Here is a 20,252-nt window from a genome sequence, read left to right as displayed (position 1 = left end):
CGATGATCATCAGATTGATGATTGCGATGATCACTTGAATAATTAATTCAATGATCAATTCAATGATTTTCTGTTTCTTTTCTTTGTTCATATATGTTTCGACATGCTACAATAAAAGAGGCTTTATAATAAAGCCTCAATAATTTTAATGATCATGGCTATATATAAAACCATGATTATTAACTCTTTTAAGAGCTTGTTGATTAGTTTAGCCACTTTAACAAGCTCTTTTAATTTATCCATGTCGTTCACCTCCTTCTAGCACTGTTAACCGGTGCCGGTCAATACTCTTTCACAAGTCCATAGGTGTTACACTCTCAAGCTAGAAGCTCGATACTCTGAGGCCTAATCCCTTGTGTGCGCTAACGAGTGGACCCGCGCGCCATCCAAAGAGTATTTGATTTTCAAATATCCCAATCGATTAAGTCAATAGTTTAACTTAATTGATTGGCCTCTTTCTTGAGGCACTTTCAATGTACACCATCTAATTTATTAAGTCAATAGTTTTTTTGATTTTTTTTAAAATCTTTTTTTTGTTTGGTTTTTTTGCGCGATTTATTGAAACGCGTACGCGCGTATAGCACAACACAAATTACAAGTCAATAGCCAATTTGGTACCGGGTCATGGCAGGATATGAATAAGCATACGAAATCATATATTTTCGACCTTACAACGTGAACGGGTGGGTCATCGAATGACACACTGAAAGCCGTTGCCATACAAAGCCACGGTTCCGGGCGTGTCGAAATGACGAAAAACGGCGGATCACCCCCTATATTTCGTTGGAAATCCAACGTCTAAGGAACGGCTGCCCCAGTTTAGATTTACCGAACATTGAAAAATACGAGGGGGGATACCCTTTAAATAAGGCATATTTCAGTAATGACTCGCTAAAAAGTCGCAATCGGACCATTTTACCCGTGATATGATGTATACGTGGAGAATTGAAGAGAGACCTTTCTCCACGTGGGACTCTTCTTGTTTGGTTTTTTCGTTCTCTTTTTCTGGATGACTCGTTTTTATGACGGGTCATTTTTATATAGATATCACCAACCTTTTTTTCCATGTCTCTTTTTTCACTTTCTTTGCACGATACTTTTTTTGATTGGTGGTATCTATATGAAAAAATATTTTGGCGAAAAGATAACGAAGACAGGGGCAAGGAATTTTGCCCGTAAGTTCTACTCTAGCAAGACATGGACACAGAGAAGCATGGTATATCGAAAAATGCATCCGTGGTGTGAACGTTGCTTGAAACGTGGGATCTATAAACCGGCAGACTGTGTCCATCACAAGATCCATATCGACAAGACAAATTATATGGATGTGAAGATACTTCTCGATGATTCAAACCTGGAATCGTTATGTGACGACTGCCACGCAAAGGAACACGCAAAGAAAGAAACGATCTACTATGATTTTGATGAAAACGGAAGGCTCATAGATTATACGAAAGAGAGTGAATGAAATGGCAAAAAGAAAAGGCAGGAGCAAGACGGCGTACAAAAACTTCATTATTGAACAAATGATGTCTCTTGGCACCTATAAGGAAGAATATGACGTTCTTATCGATACGCTTGCAGAAACGTGTGCTTTACGTGATAAGAATCTTAGCGAATGGAACAAATGGACGAAAAAGACAGGGTATTCCATGGTGTTTCCATACACCAACAAGAATGGAAGCACGAACCTTACGCCGGTTCCTTTCTATACCAACAACATCAAGTTCAACGATACTATCCTTAAATACGGAAAAGAGCTCGGGCTTTCGCCATTATCCATCAAGAAATCGATGCTAAACGGCGAAGAAGACGATGAGCTTGATGCGTTCCTTAAAGAGTCGTCGAGCAATGATGCTTGATGCGATATCTTGATGAATATAAGGCCAGGATAGAGGAAGGAACAGATGTTGTAGGTAAATGGGTAAAGAAAAATATCGCTATGGTCGAAAATGGTTTGGCTAATGGCGATTTTTATTATGACGAAGCAAGAGCAGATCGCGCAATAAGGTTTATTGAGCATTTCTGCCACCACTATGAAGGAAGGACAGACCTTATCACGCTTGAACCATGGCAGAAATATTTTGTTGCCTGCATGTTCGGTTTGGTGGATAAGGACGGCACGAGACATTTTCGTGAACTTGTATTGATCATCGCTCGTAAACAGGGAAAATCACTGCTTGCGGCGGCGATACAGGTATATATATTGTTTTGCGACCGAGAGCCTGGTATGCAGATATATAACCTGGCGCCGAAATTGAAACAGAGCAAGATCATCTTTCAGGGTGCATTTAACATGATCGACCAGGTGCCATCGCTTTCCAAACGAGTAAGGAAACGTCGGGACGATGTATATTACCCAAAAACGAAAGGTGTCATGGCTCCATTGGCGTTCAATGGAAAGAAATCCGATGGTTTCAACCCTCATTTCTGCACATTCGATGAATTTGCAGCATGGGAAGGTGAACAAGGACTGAAGATGGCAGAGGTCATGCTTAGTGCGGTGGGTGCGAGAAGGCAACCCATTTTTTTATATACATCTACGGCCAATTACATTGATAACGGGCTTTATGACGAGATCATGAACCGTTCAACAGCTGTATTGCAAGGCACATCCGATGAAACACGGTTGTTGCCTTTTATTTATGCCATAGACGATGAAAACAAATGGGATGATATCGAGGAATTAAGAAAAGCGATGCCAAATCTTGGCGTTTCTGTTACTGAAAAATTCCTAGAAGATGAAATAGCGAAAGCACATGGGTCTCCAGTACACAAGTCGGAGTTTTTAACCAAATACTGCAATATCAAACAGAATGCAGTATCTGCATGGTTATCAAAGAAAGACATTCTTTCAATGACTGGAGATCCATTGCATATAGAAGATTTTGCACATATGTATGGTGTAGGCGGTGTAGACTTGTCGCAAACGACCGATTTGACAGCCGCTACCATACTTATACGAGTTGATGGACAGGATTATATATTTACGCATTTCTGGCTTCCTGCCAATCGTATAAAGGAAGCGGAAGAACGCGACATGATTCCTTATACAAGATTCATGCAGCTTGGATATTTGAGCCCAAGTGGAGAGAATTATGTTCAGTATTCCGATGTAACACAATGGTTCCTTGATATCAGAAAAAAATACAAGATTCATTGTTTGATCGTTGGATATGACCGTTATTCTGCACAGTATTTTGTTGATGAGATGAATAAATACGGATTTGAAACAGATGACGTTATACAGGGGACGAATCTTACACCAGTCATTTATGAGTTTGAAGGACTTGTGAAGGACGGAATCGTCCATACAGGATCAAATGGGCTTTTGCAGACACATTTTTCAAGTGTCGCTATACAGAAAGTCGCCGAAGATAATCGTGTAAGGATGCGCAAAATCGATGAAAGAAAACATATAGATGGCGCTGCAAGTGTAATTGATGCTTACACGGTACGTCAGAAATGGTACGACAAATACAAATACAGGCTTGAGAACAAGTCAAAAAAAGGAGGTGTGTAGAATGGGATTCCTAAACAGCGGATTATTTAAGCATTTTTTCGGGAAACCATCCAAAAAGGATACACACATGATTCAGAAGTATTTCACTCTCTTAAGCGGATATACACCTAGCCATACGAGCTATCAAGGGGCACTATATGAGATTGATTTAGTGCGTGCATGCGTGAACCGTATCGCATCTGAATGTGCGAAAACAACAGCCGTATTAGTCAATGATGATGATAAGATAAAGAATTTTATCATTTCACAATATCCGAATGACACTATGACGGCCTATCAATTCTATTATCGTCTGGCAACGATCTATCAGATGGAAAACAACGCATATATCGTTCCAGTGTACGCAGAAAAGGATAAATCAGGCGGAATCATTGGATTGATACCGATACAGCCACATTTTACCGAAGTGATTGAAGATGAAGAAGGCGATATGTGTTACCGTTTTACATTCAACGATGAAATCAAGGTATTTAAGTCATGGGAAGTCGGACATATCAAGCGAATGCAATACAAGAATGACCTTTTTGGCGATTCAAACGATGCTTTCACAAATACGGCAGATCTATTGGTCGCTCAGGAAAAAAGTTCTGCAAGTACGATCAAATCAAACAGTATTCTTCGCTTCATGGCAAAACTGAATACACCTATCGATGATGATGAAGATTATGAGCGTCAACAAAAGATGTTCATGAAGAACAACCTTGAGAACAATGAAAGCGGTGTATTGCTTTATGATCCGCGTTTTGAAGATGTAAAGCCAATCGAATCTAAACCGTTGATGATCGATGCAGACCAGAAAAAAGCCATTGAGAACAGTGTTTATACATACTGGGGAATCAATGAAGATATACTTCAGAACAAATACAGTGAAGATACGTGGAATGCATTTTATGAAAGCGCCATTGAAACGTTCTTTATTCAGGTACAGGAAGTAATTTCCAAACTGCTGTTTTCACGTGAAGAACTGATGGCCGGAAAATCAGTCAAGCTGACATCTGACCGTCTTGGATATGCTTCCAATAAAACGAAGATATCAGTGGCCACACAGTTTGTTGATCGTGGCATGGTTACGATCAATCAGGCATTAGATATCTTGAATATGCCGCCATTACCGGATGATGAAGGAAATGTACGTGTGATCCGGTCAGAATATATCAATGCCAAAGATGTTGGCAGTACATTGGCGGGGAAGGAGGTGAAAGGTGATGGCAAAAACGGATATTCCTCAAACAAGGATGATGGCATTCCAAATGAACCAGGACACGGAACAGAAAAGAATCGAGAGTGATTTTTATGTAGAAGGATATGCTACGACATTTGAACCGTATGTTCTGTTCCATGATGACAATGGAAACCCGATCTATGAACGCATTTCACCTCAAGCATTTGATGGGGCGAGAATGGATGATGTCATTCTTCAATATGACCATGAAGGACGCGTGTTCGCACGGCAGAGCAACGGGACTTTAGGTCTTGAAGTAAATGACAAAGGACTGTTTGTTTGGGCGGACCTGTCAAAGACAGAGGGAGCCAGACAGCTTTATGAAGACATTCGGTCGGGAATGGTAAACAAGATGTCATGGAGATTCCTTATCGCACCGAATGGAGATACGTTTGACGCATCAAGCCGAACATTTGTTGTCAACAAAGTAAGCGATGTATTCGATGTATCGGCAGTTTCCATTCCGGCAAACAATCAGACGTCTATCAGTGCAAGGAAAAAGAATATTGAAGAATTGGAAGCCAAAGTAAAGAAAGCCCAAGAGCTAAAACGAAAGAAGCTTGAACTGAAATTAAAACTAGGAGGACTATAAGATGAATATCGAAGATATCGTAAAAGAAATGAATCTTTCACAAATCAAACAACGTCGTAAAGAAATCTCCGCCGAATTGGAAAAAGAAGGTGCAGATATCGATGCATTAACAAAAGAAGTTGATTTGTTAGAAGCACGTGAAAAAGAAATCAATGAACAAATCGAAAAACAAGAACAATTACGTAAGAAATTGTCTAAAAAACGTTCTATCATTCAACAACCTGGAATGAATACACCAGAACTGACGGACGAAGAAAAGGCTTTAGAATCTCGTAAATCTATGGAATATCGTAAAGCGTTCCGTAAATATGTACAAACTGGTGTAAAATCTGATGTATTGCAATTTGAAGAACGTGCAGGAACAGCTGGTGTTGCATCTGACCTTGGTGTATTGTTGCCAGAAACGATCGTTCAACAAATCATTGAAGAATTAAAAGGAAAATACGGACAATTATATAACAAGGTATCGAAATGGAATTTCCAAGGTGGTGTAAAGGTACCAATCGGTTCTTTCGGTGCTACTTTCAAACGTATCGGTGAAAATGCCGTATCTGATCGTCAAAAAGCCGGTTCCGTTACCGGTTATGTACAATTCTCATACAATATTGGTGAGATCCGTATCGCACGTACCTTGTTACAGGATGTATTATCTGTTGATGCATTTGAACAAAAAGTGGCATCTGTTATTGTCGAAGCTTATGTAAAAGCCATGGACGTCGAATCATGACTGGAAAAGCAGAAAACAATGAATGCGAAGGTATCTTGACCGAAGCCGCTAAATCAAACAGTCGTATCAAAGCAGACCATATCATTGAATTTACAGCCGATGAGATGAAAGACTGGAAGACATGGCAAACTAAATTGTTTGCTAAGATTCCATTGGCAATGCGAGGAGAAAATCCAGAATTTGTCATGACGGCAAATACATATGAAGCCAATATCAAGACTTTGACAGATGCCAATAATCGTCCAGTATATACGGAAACATATAATCCAGTAGACGGTACTGAAGAATCCCGTTTTAAAGGCCATACTGTTACTTTCGTTGAAGACACGATCGTTAAGAACTTCAACGATGCATCAAATGGTGAATACTTCGGTATGTACTGGGTTCCAACAAAAGCATACGCAATTAATACAAATATGCAGTTTGCAGTAGTTCATTACTTTGATCAGGAAACAAACCAATATGTTGATAAAGCTTTGGTAATCAACGATGGTAAGGTCTTGGATCCACAATACTTGTACTTGTTAAAGAAAAAGGTATCTGGATAATTAGATGAAACTGAAAGTCATTTCAGAGTTCTTTGATAAATATACCGATGAATTGTATTCCATCGGTAAGGAAATCGAAGTAGATGAAAAAAGAGGGAAGGAAATATTATCCAACCCTCTTTCTTTGGTTGAGGAAATCAAAGAAACAAAGCCTAAAAGAACAAGTACAAAGAAAACTGCAACCAAATAGGAGGTTTTGATATGTCAAATAAATTACTGGATGCCGTAAGAAATGCAGAACGTATCCGCAGTACGGCATATGATCAGGAATTGCAGATATATATCAACTCCGCCTTATATGATATGAAACGTTTGAAAATCGTATTCAACGAGGAAGAACCAGAAGATGAAGTTATTTCTGCTGTTATCTGTTTCGTCAAGGCAAACATGGGAACATCAGATGTAAAGAACAAAGAACATTTTAAGGTGATGTATAACGATTTTATTGACCGATTGCGTTTGGATTCGTCAAAAGTGAAAGCTGGTGATTGATCATGGCATATGAATATACACGTGAGAATAATCTTCGCGACAGTGTATGCACATTGATCAAAAAAAATGTAGCCTTAGATGATGATGGTGTTCCAGTAGAAAATGAGCCAACAAAAACTGAAGTATTTTGCCGTGTCGGTTCCATCTATGAAAAAGAGTTCTATGATGCGATGCAGGCGGGCATTAAGGCACAATACAAGGTCGTTGTATTTGCCGGAGATTATCACGATGAAAAAGTTGTCGAGATGGAAGGTAATACATACTCCGTCTATCGACGGTATTACACTGGCGACAATATCGAACTATATCTTAGATCGGATGTGGAAACATGGAACTAAAAAGAAAGCAATTCGTAAGCGGAATGGTCAAGCTATTAGGCAATGGGCATTTTCGTTATGGCGCTTACAAATCGCAGCCTACAACACCGTATGGAATGTATATGCGTACAGGTAGCGACAATTTCACGTTGGATGACAAAGTATGTGTCAAGATTGATGATTACGAGATTCGTTTAGTAACGGATGAAAAGAATTTTGAGCTCGAATCCAAGATAGAAGCCATCCTCGATTCGCTTGAGATTCCATATGACGTGATCATGGAAGAAGATATCCAGTCTGAAAAGGTGCATGTCGTCGAATGGGCAGTGAGGTTTGGATATGAACGTTGATGACGTGATCATCGATCCCGATGAACTAGGCGAGACCATTATTCAGATGATGGAAGAATACGGTGTTGAGACGCGTGACAGGGTGGACAAAGCAACCACAGAGGTCACAAAATCATCAAAAGATACCGTAAAAGCAAACGCGAATATTGAACATCCGGACAAGAACGGACGTATCCGCCATCCAAATCGTATTGGAAAATACAAGAAATCCATCACTTATAAGATGGAACATCAATCATTGGTGACCATTGGACATGTCTATGCCAAAGGTCATGAATATTCATTGACCCATCTGTTAGAGAATGGACATAAAGTATGGAACGCGCCAGGTGTAAGGACGCGACCGTTCAAACATTGGAAATATGGAGAAGATAAAGCCGAGCATATGTTGATTCCCACAATGAAAAAATATCTCTCTAAATAGGAGGTCAATATGGCTGATAACAAAGTACAATATGGATTAAAAAACATCTATTATTCAAAAATCACAAAAACAGAATCCGGATTGGAATACGCAAAACCCGTAGCATGGCCAGGTGCTAAGAGCTTGAAAATTGATCCATCAGGAGATACGAATACATTCTATGCAGATGATATGGCTTATTTTACGACAAGCTCTGCTAATGGCTATTCCGGTACATTAGAAGTTGCCGAAATTCCAGAATCTGTGTTGATCGATGTGTTCGGATATGAAAAATCGGAAAATGGAATGACCGTTGAAGTATCAAATGCACAAACAGCAGATATTGCTTTGCTTTTTGAATGCCAAGGAGATGTAAAGGCAAGACGTCACATTTTCTTCCAGGTAACATTAGGGCGCCCTGGGTTTGAAGCAAATACAAAAGAAGATAAGACAGATCCCGACACAAAATCTTTGGATATCACTGTTACACCTATCAAAGTTGATGACAGAGAGATCACAAAAGCGGCGGCAAGCAAAGGCGATCCCGCTTATGATACATTCTTTACAACTGCACCAACGGCGCCTACCTTTAAAGCAGCTGCTGGTGCCGGTGCATAATCATATAACTGATTCAAGGTCAATCATTTCGATTGGCCTTTTTTGATTAAATGAGAGGAGAAATTATGGAAAAGACCGTAAAAATTGATGGTAAGCAATATACATTGGTTTACAAAGGAAAAACAGAACGTATCTATAGAGAGCAGTTCCATAGTGATATGACAGCTGATATTGCGGAGATTCAGTGGACACAGAACCAGATCATGGAGCGGACAAAGAAAGAACTGCCGAATGCAGATAATGAAATGATTGGTATCTTGCTTACTAGAAACATGCCTTCAGAGACATTGGAAAGAGTCATGTGGGCATCTATCAAGGCAAGCAATAAGAACAAGAAAGTAAAACCGTTTGAATCATTTGTGGATGATATTGAAGATTATATGTCGTTTCGTCAAGAAGCTATGACGTGGATTTATAACATTCTCATTGGTTCAGAATCAATCGTTGATATTGATGGAAAAGAAACATCTTCCGAGGAAGAAAAGGATACAAAAAAGCCAATCTGACGTTCTCCAATCTCTTTTATACGATGCATCAGATGGGGTTCACTCTCCATGAGATAGATGAAATGGATGTTGGATTCATGAAAGACATCATCGTTGAAAGATATAACCAGAACGTCAATAACAGTCAAATGGCAAACAATAATGAAGAACATGTAAGGATGGCTACACAAGAGGATTTTGACCGTCTTTAATCATATAAGGAGTGATACATATGTCATACAATTTAAAAGGTATCACGTTGAAGATTGGTGCCGATATAACCGGTCTTGAAAAATCATTGTCAAAGATCAAGGCAGAAACAGCCGGCCTTGATAAGACGATGAACAATCTAAAAAAATCAATGAAGTTTGATCCGAAGCTTGAAACTGAATATCGCAACCTTTCTGTTACGCAGGATTTACTTGCAACAAAGATTGGATCAGTATCAAAACAATGGAACGCAGCATCACAGCAAGTGATCAAACAGGAATCTGTATTGAAAAGCTTGAAACAACAGATGGCGGCCGTTGATACATCAACTGCAGAAGGAAGAAAACAGGCCAGGGCATTACAGAAAGACTATGATGCACTGTCTCAGAGCACGATGGCTGTAAAAGCAAAAGAGCAAGCACTGCATAATCAGCTGATAGAACTGCAGAATGGATTTATATCAACTGATTCAAAGGTATTGAAGACTTATTCTTCCATGGCAAAGCTTGAACGTGTAACAGATTCATTGTCAAAGAAGACAAAACTGTTATCTTTGGCAAGCGCTGGAGCATTGACCGCGGCAGGTGCATCTGCAATCAGTTTTGAAGATGCATTTACAGGTGTTACAAAGACAGTAGAAGGCACTCCGGAACAGCTGGAAAAGGTAAACCAGGGATTGAAGAACTTGGCAGTAAATACATCAAGTTCGTATCAAGCAATTGCACATTATGCAGAACTTGCAGGTCAGATGGGTGTCCCTACGAAAGCAGTTGTTGGATTTACCAAGACCGTTACTGAATTAGGAGATACCACCAACCTGGTTGGAGAAGAAGCAGCACAGACATTGGCTAAATTCTCCAATATCATGGTTTCAGATAGCAAGAAAACAAATAACTACTATTCACGCTTAGGTTCTACTATCGTTGATCTAGGTAACAAATTTGCGACTACAGAAAAAGATATCACACAAATGTCATTGCGTCTTGGTGTTGCCGGAAAACAAGTAGGTTTCAATTCAAACCAGGTATTGGGATTGTCAACGGCATTAAGTTCATTAGGTATCAAAGCAAATGCGGGTGGCGGTTCTATTTCCAAGATGTTGAAACGTATCCAGCTTGCTGTGTCAACCGGTAATGAAGATTTACAAAAATTTGCTCAAGTATCCGGAATGACATCTGAAGAATTTCAAAAAGCATGGGGCGAAGATGCGGCAGGTACGTTCCTTAAATTTGTAAAAGGAATTGGCAATACCAAAGACGTTACCAAGACGCTGGATGATCTTAACATCAAGGAAATCAGACAAGCACAGGCTATGGGTGCACTTGCTCAATCATCAAATGTATTGGAGCGCGCTCTCAACACATCGGCTACTGCATGGTCAAATAACAGTGCCATGGCGACCGAGGCAGAGAAACGATACAATACGATGAAATCGCAACTGATCCAGGCATGGGAAGCCATCAAACAGGCTTTTGCTTCACTTGGACAATCTATGGCACCAACTATCACTGCACTTGCCAAAGGTGTTAAGAACATCGCGCTTAATTTCACGGAACTGTCTGATGGAACGAAACGAACAGTAGGAAATGTTTTACTGTTTACAGCGGCATTATCACCTGCGTTGAAGTTGACTTCTAAATTTGCAGGAGGTGTTCAAAGCGTCCTTGGTTTTATGGGAACTTTAGGAAGCAAAGCGTTGACGTATGCTTCCAATATGCGTGCTATGGCAACCACGATGGAATCAGTATCAGGCGGTGCAACGATGGTATCTGCTAAATTGATGGAAAGTGCAACGTCGGCTGAATCTTTTGGAAAAAAGATGATTTCGCTACAAGGTGTCGTCGCAACAGCAACTCCAATTATTTTAGGTGTTGCAGCTGCATTAGGCGCGGCCGCTCTAGCTATCCATTTAGCGAAGCAAAGACACGAAGAACTCATGGAAAGTGCTCGTAAAGAAATGGAAACAAACGATGCATTATATGCATCTACACAGAAAGTTATCACTGGATATGATGATTATAAAAATCGTATCGATTCTTTGAAAAGCAGTGCCGATTCGGCTATGCAGTCATATGAAGAACAGGCTGCTAAAACAGATGTATTGATAGATCGTATTTCACAGCTTACTCAAGTAGAAAGCTTGAATACCACTCAAAAAGCGATGATGAAAGAAGCCGTCAACGAACTAAATTCCATCTATCCGGATTTTAAATATCATGTTGATGAGACAACCGGTAAGCTTGTTGACCAGGCTGGAAACGTCGTGACCAATACGCAAGACTTAAAGGCATATGCCGAACAATTAAAAGCAACAGCAAAACAACAGGCTGAGGCACAAGCTTATATTGCAGTGGTAACGGCATTTGCAGAACAGAAAGCCGAAGTCGATGCTCTGACACAATCGTTGCAGGACTTACGAGCTAAACAAAAAGAAATCATTCATGAAGAATCGAATGGAGATTTCTCACATGCAGCTCAATTGGATGCAATCAATCAAGATATCGATACTACAAATACAAAATTAAAAGAATCTCAAACCGAATTAAAAAACACTGGTAAGGAAGTAGAAAACTTAGGCCAAACGGTAAATGCTACTGATTTCGATGATACATTGAAAAGCAGATTGAATAACCTTGAAGCATCGGCAAAAGAAGCAGGTATCAAAATACCACAAGCATTGGCAGAAGCCATTAGAAATGGCAAAGGTGATGTCGATGCTGCTAAATCGTACCTTGATACATATGACAAATACCAAAGCATGATTGAGAATGCGAAAAAAGCAGGTACAGCTATTCCACAATCTCTTGCTAATGGAATCTTGAACAATAGTGGCACCATGCAAGAACAGGTCGATGCAATGAACGCATTGATTAGTTTCCAAAAGGCAGTAGATGATGCATCACAGAAAGGTTCTGAAATTCCATTGAAAGCGGCAGAAGGAATGATTACAAACCTTGGTACCGTACAGGAACAAATGAATGCGATGAATGCATTGATCACGTTCCAGCAAGCCGTTACAAATGCCGGTCTTGATGGTTCATTGATTTCAACTAATCTGATTCAAGGAATCATTACAGGTGCAAACGGTGGTGAAGGTGGTATCTCAATAGAAGCGGCAACGCAACGAATCAAAGATGCCGCCAAATTTCAGGGCATGGCCCAAGATGCAGGAAAAGCCGGTACTGATACTGTTAATAGCTTGACCCAGCAGATATTGAATGGACAAATTTCTGTTAATGATGCAGCAGAAAAACTAAAGGTTGTTGCACCTAAAGTAAAAGAAGACATGGATAAAGCATCTAAAAATGCAGATTCCGGTTCAAAAGAGGTTGCAAGCAAAATGGATAAATCAAAAGAAGCAAGCAGTGCAGCCGACTCGATGGGAAAATCGTTTGATGGCACATTAGTCGGATGGCTTGCTAGTACAGCCGCAACCGTTGCAAGCAAGATTCAAGAAATGTGGAACAATGCTACTGGAGATCACAGTGGTGGTGGCAGCAAAGGAAAGAAAGGTAAGCAACACAGATCATTATATAGTGCTGTTTCAGACCGCATATCAGAGCTTCCCTCTTACATAACAGCTCAATATGCGCTTCCAGAAATTCGTACTGTAGATTCATTAGTTGGTATGGCATCAGGACTTGACAGTCTGTCACCAAGACGAATGGCAATGCTTAGAGCGGCTACAGGAACGGCCGTACAAGTGGCAACCGCTACTGTATCGTCTATTCCTACATCGCTTAATTATGGTACGGCAGTAGGCAGTTCTAACAGTTATGGATTGTATGGATTGTTGAAGAACATCAGTGACCGATTGAGCAATATCGAAACAAGAACAGATGAATTGGAACGGCCGTTAAATACGACCGTACATGTGGTTTCTGTTCTTGATGGAGATAAGGTATCTGATACGGTCATCGAACATATTGAACGTATCGCAAGCAGAGAAGACAGAAACAGAGGTGGTTCGTAATGGGATGGATAATCAAGGAAAAGAAACCAAGTGAATACCATTTCATGATCGATGGCGTTTCTTCTTTCAAATATGGGATCCGGGTAGCTACGGTTGCCAAGATCGACACACCAAAGCCAAAGTACCACGACTTTGATGATGTCCTTGGGCGAAACGGTACGACAAGTTCATTTATGGGCACCTATGATAACAAGACGATGGAGTTTAGTTGTTCTTTCGTTAACGATAACAAACTCAAAGAGTCATGGTACAACCAGTATCGAAAGATAAAGAACTGGATCATGTCTGCCAATGATAACAGCATGGTGCATCGCTTGCAGCAAAGCGATGATGCCGAGTGGTACATGAACATCGAAAAGGCAGATATATCAGAATGTGAGAGAACTGGCCATATGGTCGGTTCTTTTACTATCACTTTTACACTGGACCCGTTTGACTGGTCTATTGGCGGTGAGAAATGGCGAACGATCGATGATATCAGATATAATCCGTACATCGAATGCTACCCATTGTGGCGTATCGTAAACCATACAGGTGTTAATAATGACTTTGCGATATCCGTGAATGGAAATGATCCTATCACCGTATTGAATTGTGAATCGGACAGGGAATATTACATCGATACGGAATTGCTTCTTACTTATAGCAAGTACCCATATCAGGAAGGTATCTATCGTGCCGGACGTTCAGGACTGGAAGAAAAAGCGCGACTGGCACCAGGAAGAAATGTAATTGATGTGACACCTGGATTCGTCGTTACATGCAAGCCTAGATGGAGGAGCCTATGACACAGATAGTAGCCATAAAAGCAAATGCCATCAATTTTGATACGGATGGCAGCTTTACTTATGATTCCGCAAGATCATGGCCGTTGTTTCCTACCAAGTGTACGGTATCCATGAAATGTAATGGCTTGTGGTCACTGGATATGCAGGTGCCATTTGATAAGAGCTTGAATGACTATATCGTCAAGGAAGGTATTATTGCCGTCACGATGCGGAAAAGCCTTACTGAATCGATTGGTATAAATAAGGTACAGGCATTCCGTATCACGAAAGCGGATAAAGGGCCTTACCTATTTACCGCAGAAGCTACGCAGGTGTTCTATGATGCACGGCAGTATATGGTAAATGATCATATCCATATCGTTGACAAGATGGCATCGGATGCAATCAAAGAACTGATAACAAGATGCAAGGCGCCCATTGGCTTCTCGATAGAACAGGATAAACAGACCGCTACGGCATACTGGGAATGGAAGAACATGCTCGAATGCATCAATGATGATGAAGACAATTCTTTCATCAACCGATGGGGCGGTGATTTTGTAACCGACAACTACCGTTTCCTATGGAGACGAAAACTTGACCGGTTCAGAAATTCTCCGGATGAAGAACTGATTCGTATCTCTGCTGGACTGTCCATGACCAATATCAAGTACACGATTGATACATCAAAGCTCGTAACAGAGATATGGCCACAAGCTTATAATGGCCATCATCTGGAACCAAAAGAAGGGGTCTTTACATCGGTACGGTCGCCGCATTTCAATGACTATGCGGTTGGTTATCCGACCATCATGAAGTATGAAAAGATACGTTTGAAAGAGGACGCCGGAAGCAGTGAAGATAAGGATATCATCGTATGCGACACAAAGGATAAGATGAATCAGGAACTGATCAAGGCATCTGAAAAAGAATTTACAGAAAACAAGGTCGATGTGCCGAGCATCACTTATGATGTAGATTTCAGTGACCTTACACAAGTGACTCGTTATAAGGGCTACGAATCACTGATCACATTGTGCCTTGGCGATTCGTGCATCGTGTATAACGAAGATCTTGACATCAATACCAAGGCTCGTGTCAAAGAGATCACATATGATTGTGTCAATGAGCTTGTCACCAAGATGACATTAGGCGATTACAACATTGATTATTATGCTGAACAGGCACGCCAAAACCGGACGGCAAGAAAGGTGTTGAATACACCTCTTGCAGCCGCCAATGCCGATACCGTTACCGGTGTCATCGATGGTCAGAAAGCGCAAATGGCTATCTCACTAGACAAAAATAATCAGAACGGGTATCAAGTCGTCAAAGTAGAAAACACGCTAAAAGGCACCGGATATGGAGCTATAGCGATAGGTTCTGATGGCGTACAGGCAACGACCGTGCAACAGGCAGATGGCTCCGGATGGAACTGGAAAGACTCTACTCTGTTCAATCAGAAAGGTATCTGGTTTGGCAAGGTCGGAAACAGTGATGGGTCAAAATATATCAAGTTCGACAAGAACGGTCTTCAATCATATGATGGCGGTGTATTTGGGAAAGGCATTACCGGTACATTTGTTGGCGACTCATTCCACGTAACCAATGGTATCGTGACCGGTCAGACGCAATGGAAACCAATAACTTATGAGCTAAGCGTTAATGACAACATGCTCACACTTTCAGATTCCAATGGAAATGCACAGACGGTAAAACTACCGGAAATGAAGACAATCATTACTGGTGATAAAGGTGAGACAGGCGCTCAGGGACCGAAAGGTGACAAAGGTGATACCGCAACAGTTACGGTCGGTACGGTCACTACTGGAAGTGCTGGTACAAATGCAATCGTTACGAATAGTGGCACGACAAACGATGCCATTTTTAATTTTCAGATTCCAAAAGGCGATAAAGGTGATTCATTAACGATAAAGAGCTATACCGTCGAGTATCAGGAAGGTACAAGCTCGGTTGAAGCGCCAATCGGTGCATGGATGACCAAACCAATGGATATCCTGCAAGGAAATTACTTGTGGACCCGTATCACATTGAATTTCAGTGATGGCACGACAGCACAATATTATTCTGTTGCAAGACAGGGAATCGATGGTGTCAAAGGTGCTACCGGAAAGACTGGAGATACAGGCAAAGGCGTAAAATCAATTACTCATTATTATCTGGCTACGGGGTTAAATACTAGTGTTACTAGAGACAGTGACGGATGGACCACAGATGTACAATTGACAGATTCAGTTAAGAAATACTTGTGGACTTATTCAAAGACCTTATGGACCGACAATTCTACCACAGTAACGGACCCTGTAATCATTGGTTCATATGGGACTAAAGGTGATACTGGTCCTCAAGGCAATCCTGGTGCTAAAGGTGATCCGGGCAAAAACGGTACAGACGGTGTATCCCCAATAGTTTCCGTATCCAAGAGCGGCGGTGTAACGACCATATCCATCACGGATAAGAACGGTACGCATACACAGACCGTGAGCGATGGAACAAATGGTACACCAGGTGCGAAAGGCGCAGATGGAAAGACACCGTACTTCCATGTCAAGTATTCCAACGATGGAGGAAAGACCTTCACAGGAAACAGCGGAGAAGATGTTGGTACCTACATCGGCACATGCACGGATTACAACTCGGCAGACCCTACGACAGTAAGCTCATATACATGGGCAAGAATCAAGGGCGATACGGGAGCTCAGGGCCAAAGGGGGCCATCTGGCACTTCCTCATTCCTGCATATTGCCTATGCCAATTCAAATGATGGAAAGATTGGATTCTCACATACGTGGTCAAAATCAAAAACATGGGTTGGACATTATGTTACAGATGTAAATGAAGCAGACAGTGATGATCCTACAAAATATACATGGGTTAAATGGGTCGGAGATGACGGTATAGGGATCACAGATATCATCGAATATTACAACGTCAATAGCAGTGCAACAACGGCTCCAACGTCATGGTCAACGACAGTGCAGCAACCAAATGCGACGAGCAGGTATCTATGGAACTATGAAGAAATAAAATTCTCATCCGGCGAATCACATAAATCGACTCCACGTGTCATCGGGGTGTATAGCAATAGCATCACCAAGATAACGCCATATTATTATTTGTCAAACAGTCGAGACACATTTACTTTGGTAAGTGGTCATTCATGGACGACAACGATACCGAATATTTCTGACGGTGAATATCTTTGGGAGAAGATGATCGTCACATTCGATAATGGTTCAACAAAGGAAACAGAACCGGTATTGCATGGCGAATACAACGCATTGTCAGAAGGAATGAACATCATCAGTTCAAATGTAGATAGTCAAATCGATAATGCACAGGATCATATCTTGCAGCAGGTATACAGTACCTATGCGACCAAAGATGCATTGAATGAATATAAGTCGTCCATGAATACACAATTTGGTATATATGATGGAAAGATATCAGCAAATATATCTGAATTGAACAGCGTCAAATCAAATGTTGCAGACCTTACCGAAACAGCAAACAATGTTAATAATTACATGACATTTGATAAAAATGGTCTATCACTAGGAAAATCAGACAGTGATTTCAAGACGAATATCACGAACGAAAAGTTGGCATTCCTTCAAAATGGAAATGAGGTTGCATATTTTGCAAACAATCAGATGTATGTAACAGATGGTAATTTTGCAAACAGCATGACCATTGGTAAATTCGCATTTGTGCCAAGAGCAAATGGATCATTGGATTTCAAGAAAGTAGGTAAATAGATATGCCAAGTCTAACAAAAGAAGTCAGCCTGGGATACTGGAAATTAAGATTTCAGGTAACAGAAAACTCAACGAGCGTAGCTAACAATACCTCAAATGTAGGATATTCGGCTACGCTTATTTCTACTGGCGGTACGGCACAGTACAACGGTGCGGGTGAGATACATATCTATATCAATGGAGCACATGTACTGGCCAAGGCCGTAAACATCAATGTCATGACTAATGGAGGTTCACAGTCACTTGGTTCTGGAACGACGACCGTTGGGCATGACGCAGATGGTTCAAAAAATGTAAGCGTAAGTGCCACTTATAAACAAGTAGGTACTGCTTATTATCTTCCTAAAGGTGGCACCGTATCAGGAACGCTTAAGCTAACTGATATTCCAAGGGCCACTGATATTACTGTAGATATATCAAATGGAACGACTTTAGGGAATTCCATCACGATAAAAGGGACACCTAATGTCTCATCATTTAGTCATAAGATAGCTTACTCATTGAATAATGGCGATCCAGTAGATATCAAGACGATTGATAGTGGTGCAACAAGCATCAGTGAAGCATGGGCCATTCCTACTTCGCTGGCATCAAGCATTACAGAGTCGGATTTGGCTACACTGAATCTTATTTTATATACCTATAATGGATCGACGCTAATAGGTTCAAAGCAAACAAGCATAACGGTAAAGATACCGGAATCGTATGTACCGACTATAGGTACCATATCGATATCCGAAGCAGTGTCTTCTATCGCATCTAAATTTGGCAAGTATGTAGCTGAAAAATCCCAGCTTAAATTTAATATCAGTGCATCCGGTTCAAATGGTTCCGCTATTGCTTCTTGCACTACAAACATTGATAAAAAGTCATATACTGGTCAATCGTTTACTACAGATGTGATAAATGGCCCTCTGACAAATTCAGATACGATCGATATTGAATATACTGTTACTGTTACCGATAGTCGTGGACGTACCGCATCAAAGACAGGAGCAGTATCTATACTTACATATTATAAGCCCATGTTTAGTATGTTTTCGGTGCAGAGAGCCAATAGTTCTTATACTGTAGATGAAAACAGTGGTACATATGCTTTATTCCGTTATACGTACGATATTTCTAAATTGGATAACAAAAATACGGCAAGCATGATCATCAAATATAAGGCTACGGATGCTGCATCATGGACAACATTGAATACAGTAACAAGTTCTCCGTATACGGCAATCAACACGGAATATCACGGTGGAAATATATTTGATGCGACCAAAGAGTATGAGGTCATGATCGGATTGAAAGACTATTTTATGAGCGATTATATTTACGCTTATGCACATGTCAATTCGACATACACGCTTATCAACTGGGCCAATTCGGGAAAGGCCATGTCCTTGTTCAAACAGTCTGATCTAAACTTATCAGGCAGTGAGACAGATGCAGTAAAGAGCGCGTATGAGAACTGGTTTGAGGTTCATGGCGATTCTTATTTTTCAGAGATGCCAAACGTCATGGAAGACAGCAGTAAGACAAGCTCTGAGATATCTGCACATAATACGAAATTAAACAATGCCAATAAAGGTACTCCACTGGATAAATATATCTTGAACAAGTTTCATCCGATCGGCTGTCTATATCTATCCACAAACAATGTTAATCCAGGCGACCTTTTTGGCGGGTCGTGGGTATCGTATGGAGAAGGCCGTGTATTGATTGGCGCAGGAACCGGAACAGATGCGAATGGCAAGCAGATGACGTTTACGGCAGGTGCAACTGGTGGCGAATATAGCCATCAGCTTACCGTAAACGAGATGCCGAGCCACAATCACTCCCCATCTAGCACTGGAAAAGTGCAAGTTGCAAATTTAGGTGGTGGGTCTTATGTTGTGGCCGACTTGAGTCAAAAAGGTAATACTAACTGGGCATATAAGACTGCATCAACCGGCGGCAATCAATCCCATAACAATATGATGCCTTATATCGGCGGATACATTTGGCGGCGGGTAGCTTAACCGATACGTCTCCACATATAGCCAACAATGTATGGGCCCATCAATGAAATAGCTTGATCACCGCCACTACTATCTGTACTAATTTTGTACTGCTTATTGTAGTTTCCATAAGTAGATCCGCCTGATGCAGCGGTTACCTTTTGAACAATTGGCGAATAATATTGGTGGCTATGAGATGGCATTTCATCGATTGTGATCCGATGGCTATATTCGCCACCAGTTTTTTTATAGGAG

At 40.9% G+C, this 20,252-nt stretch carries 19 protein-coding genes and 1 pseudogene; 19 read left to right on the top strand and 1 reads right to left on the bottom strand.

Annotation, left to right across the window (positions count from 1 at the left end; translation table 11 throughout):
• Positions 1-1,120: 1,120 nt before the first annotated feature.
• From MOZ64_RS05920 to MOZ64_RS05830, 19 genes are all read left to right on the top strand, one after another.
• Positions 1,121-1,468, top strand: coding sequence for an HNH endonuclease signature motif containing protein (locus MOZ64_RS05920; RefSeq protein WP_320325669.1), 348 nt, complete (start codon positions 1,121-1,123; stop codon positions 1,466-1,468).
• Position 1,469: 1 nt separating this feature from the next.
• The gene (locus tag MOZ64_RS05915; RefSeq protein ID WP_320325668.1) at positions 1,470-1,862 is read left to right on the top strand and encodes a P27 family phage terminase small subunit; all 393 of its coding nucleotides are present in this window, start codon (positions 1,470-1,472) and stop codon (positions 1,860-1,862) included.
• Positions 1,862-3,523, top strand: a complete 1,662-nt coding sequence (locus MOZ64_RS05910; protein ID WP_320325667.1) for a terminase large subunit — start codon at positions 1,862-1,864, stop codon at positions 3,521-3,523. Before MOZ64_RS05915 ends, MOZ64_RS05910 begins: the two co-directional genes overlap by 1 nt.
• Positions 3,524-3,590: 67 nt before the next feature.
• Positions 3,591-4,811 (top strand): phage portal protein, encoded by a 1,221-nt coding sequence (locus tag MOZ64_RS05905; protein ID WP_320325666.1) that lies wholly within the window; start codon positions 3,591-3,593, stop codon positions 4,809-4,811.
• Complete coding sequence (locus tag MOZ64_RS05900) at positions 4,729-5,337, top strand: HK97 family phage prohead protease (protein ID WP_320325665.1); 609 nt, start codon at positions 4,729-4,731, stop codon at positions 5,335-5,337. Before MOZ64_RS05905 ends, MOZ64_RS05900 begins: the two co-directional genes overlap by 83 nt.
• 1 nt (position 5,338) lies before the next feature.
• Entirely contained in the window at positions 5,339-6,064 is a 726-nt protein-coding gene (locus tag MOZ64_RS05895) for a phage major capsid protein (protein WP_320325664.1), read from the top strand.
• Positions 6,061-6,612, top strand: a complete 552-nt coding sequence (locus MOZ64_RS05890) for a phage major capsid protein (RefSeq protein ID WP_320325663.1) — start codon at positions 6,061-6,063, stop codon at positions 6,610-6,612. The genes MOZ64_RS05895 and MOZ64_RS05890 overlap by 4 nt, the downstream gene beginning before the upstream one ends.
• A gap of 4 nt (positions 6,613-6,616) precedes the next feature.
• Positions 6,617-6,802: a hypothetical protein gene (locus MOZ64_RS05885; RefSeq protein ID WP_320325662.1), complete on the top strand. Its 186-nt coding sequence runs from the start codon at positions 6,617-6,619 to the stop codon at positions 6,800-6,802.
• 11 nt (positions 6,803-6,813) lie between these two features.
• On the top strand, positions 6,814-7,104 hold the full coding sequence (locus MOZ64_RS05880; protein ID WP_320325661.1) for a hypothetical protein: 291 nt from the start codon (positions 6,814-6,816) through the stop codon (positions 7,102-7,104).
• 2 nt (positions 7,105-7,106) lie between these two features.
• Entirely contained in the window at positions 7,107-7,442 is a 336-nt protein-coding gene (locus MOZ64_RS05875) for a phage head closure protein (RefSeq protein ID WP_320325660.1), read from the top strand.
• The gene (locus MOZ64_RS05870) at positions 7,433-7,771 is read left to right on the top strand and encodes a hypothetical protein (RefSeq protein ID WP_320325659.1); all 339 of its coding nucleotides are present in this window, start codon (positions 7,433-7,435) and stop codon (positions 7,769-7,771) included. The genes MOZ64_RS05875 and MOZ64_RS05870 overlap by 10 nt, the downstream gene beginning before the upstream one ends.
• Positions 7,761-8,195, top strand: coding sequence for an HK97 gp10 family phage protein (locus tag MOZ64_RS05865; protein WP_320325658.1), 435 nt, complete (start codon positions 7,761-7,763; stop codon positions 8,193-8,195). The genes MOZ64_RS05870 and MOZ64_RS05865 overlap by 11 nt, the downstream gene beginning before the upstream one ends.
• Before the next feature lie 9 nt (positions 8,196-8,204).
• Positions 8,205-8,792 carry a major tail protein gene (locus MOZ64_RS05860; protein WP_320325657.1) on the top strand — a complete coding sequence of 196 codons (588 nt, stop codon included), beginning with the start codon at positions 8,205-8,207 and terminating at the stop codon, positions 8,790-8,792.
• Positions 8,793-8,857: 65 nt separating this feature from the next.
• On the top strand, positions 8,858-9,298 hold the full coding sequence (locus MOZ64_RS05855) for a hypothetical protein (RefSeq protein ID WP_320325656.1): 441 nt from the start codon (positions 8,858-8,860) through the stop codon (positions 9,296-9,298).
• Positions 9,299-9,360: 62 nt separating this feature from the next.
• A complete protein-coding gene (locus tag MOZ64_RS05850; protein ID WP_320325655.1) occupies positions 9,361-9,489 on the top strand; it encodes a hypothetical protein in 129 nt (42 codons plus the stop codon).
• Between the two features lie 20 nt (positions 9,490-9,509).
• A complete protein-coding gene (locus MOZ64_RS05845) occupies positions 9,510-13,460 on the top strand; it encodes a phage tail tape measure protein (protein WP_320325654.1) in 3,951 nt (1,316 codons plus the stop codon).
• Positions 13,460-14,248 carry a phage tail domain-containing protein gene (locus tag MOZ64_RS05840; RefSeq protein ID WP_320325653.1) on the top strand — a complete coding sequence of 263 codons (789 nt, stop codon included), beginning with the start codon at positions 13,460-13,462 and terminating at the stop codon, positions 14,246-14,248. Before MOZ64_RS05845 ends, MOZ64_RS05840 begins: the two co-directional genes overlap by 1 nt.
• A complete protein-coding gene (locus tag MOZ64_RS05835; RefSeq protein WP_320325652.1) occupies positions 14,245-18,006 on the top strand; it encodes a phage tail spike protein in 3,762 nt (1,253 codons plus the stop codon). The genes MOZ64_RS05840 and MOZ64_RS05835 overlap by 4 nt, the downstream gene beginning before the upstream one ends.
• A gap of 2 nt (positions 18,007-18,008) precedes the next feature.
• Positions 18,009-20,018, top strand: coding sequence for a DUF859 family phage minor structural protein (locus tag MOZ64_RS05830; RefSeq protein WP_320325651.1), 2,010 nt, complete (start codon positions 18,009-18,011; stop codon positions 20,016-20,018).
• Here MOZ64_RS05830 and MOZ64_RS05825 read toward each other — a convergent pair.
• Positions 20,015-20,245 (bottom strand): annotated as a pseudogene (locus MOZ64_RS05825) (phage baseplate protein); the annotation flags it as partial. The gene MOZ64_RS05830 and the pseudogene MOZ64_RS05825 overlap by 4 nt on opposite strands.
• Between the last annotated feature and the right edge of the window lie 7 nt (positions 20,246-20,252).

The sequence above is a fragment of the Absicoccus intestinalis genome (genome assembly GCF_033971885.1).
Lineage (GTDB): Bacteria > Bacillota_I > Bacilli_A > Erysipelotrichales > Erysipelotrichaceae > Absicoccus > Absicoccus intestinalis.
This window is presented reverse-complemented; position numbering and strand designations above follow the sequence as displayed.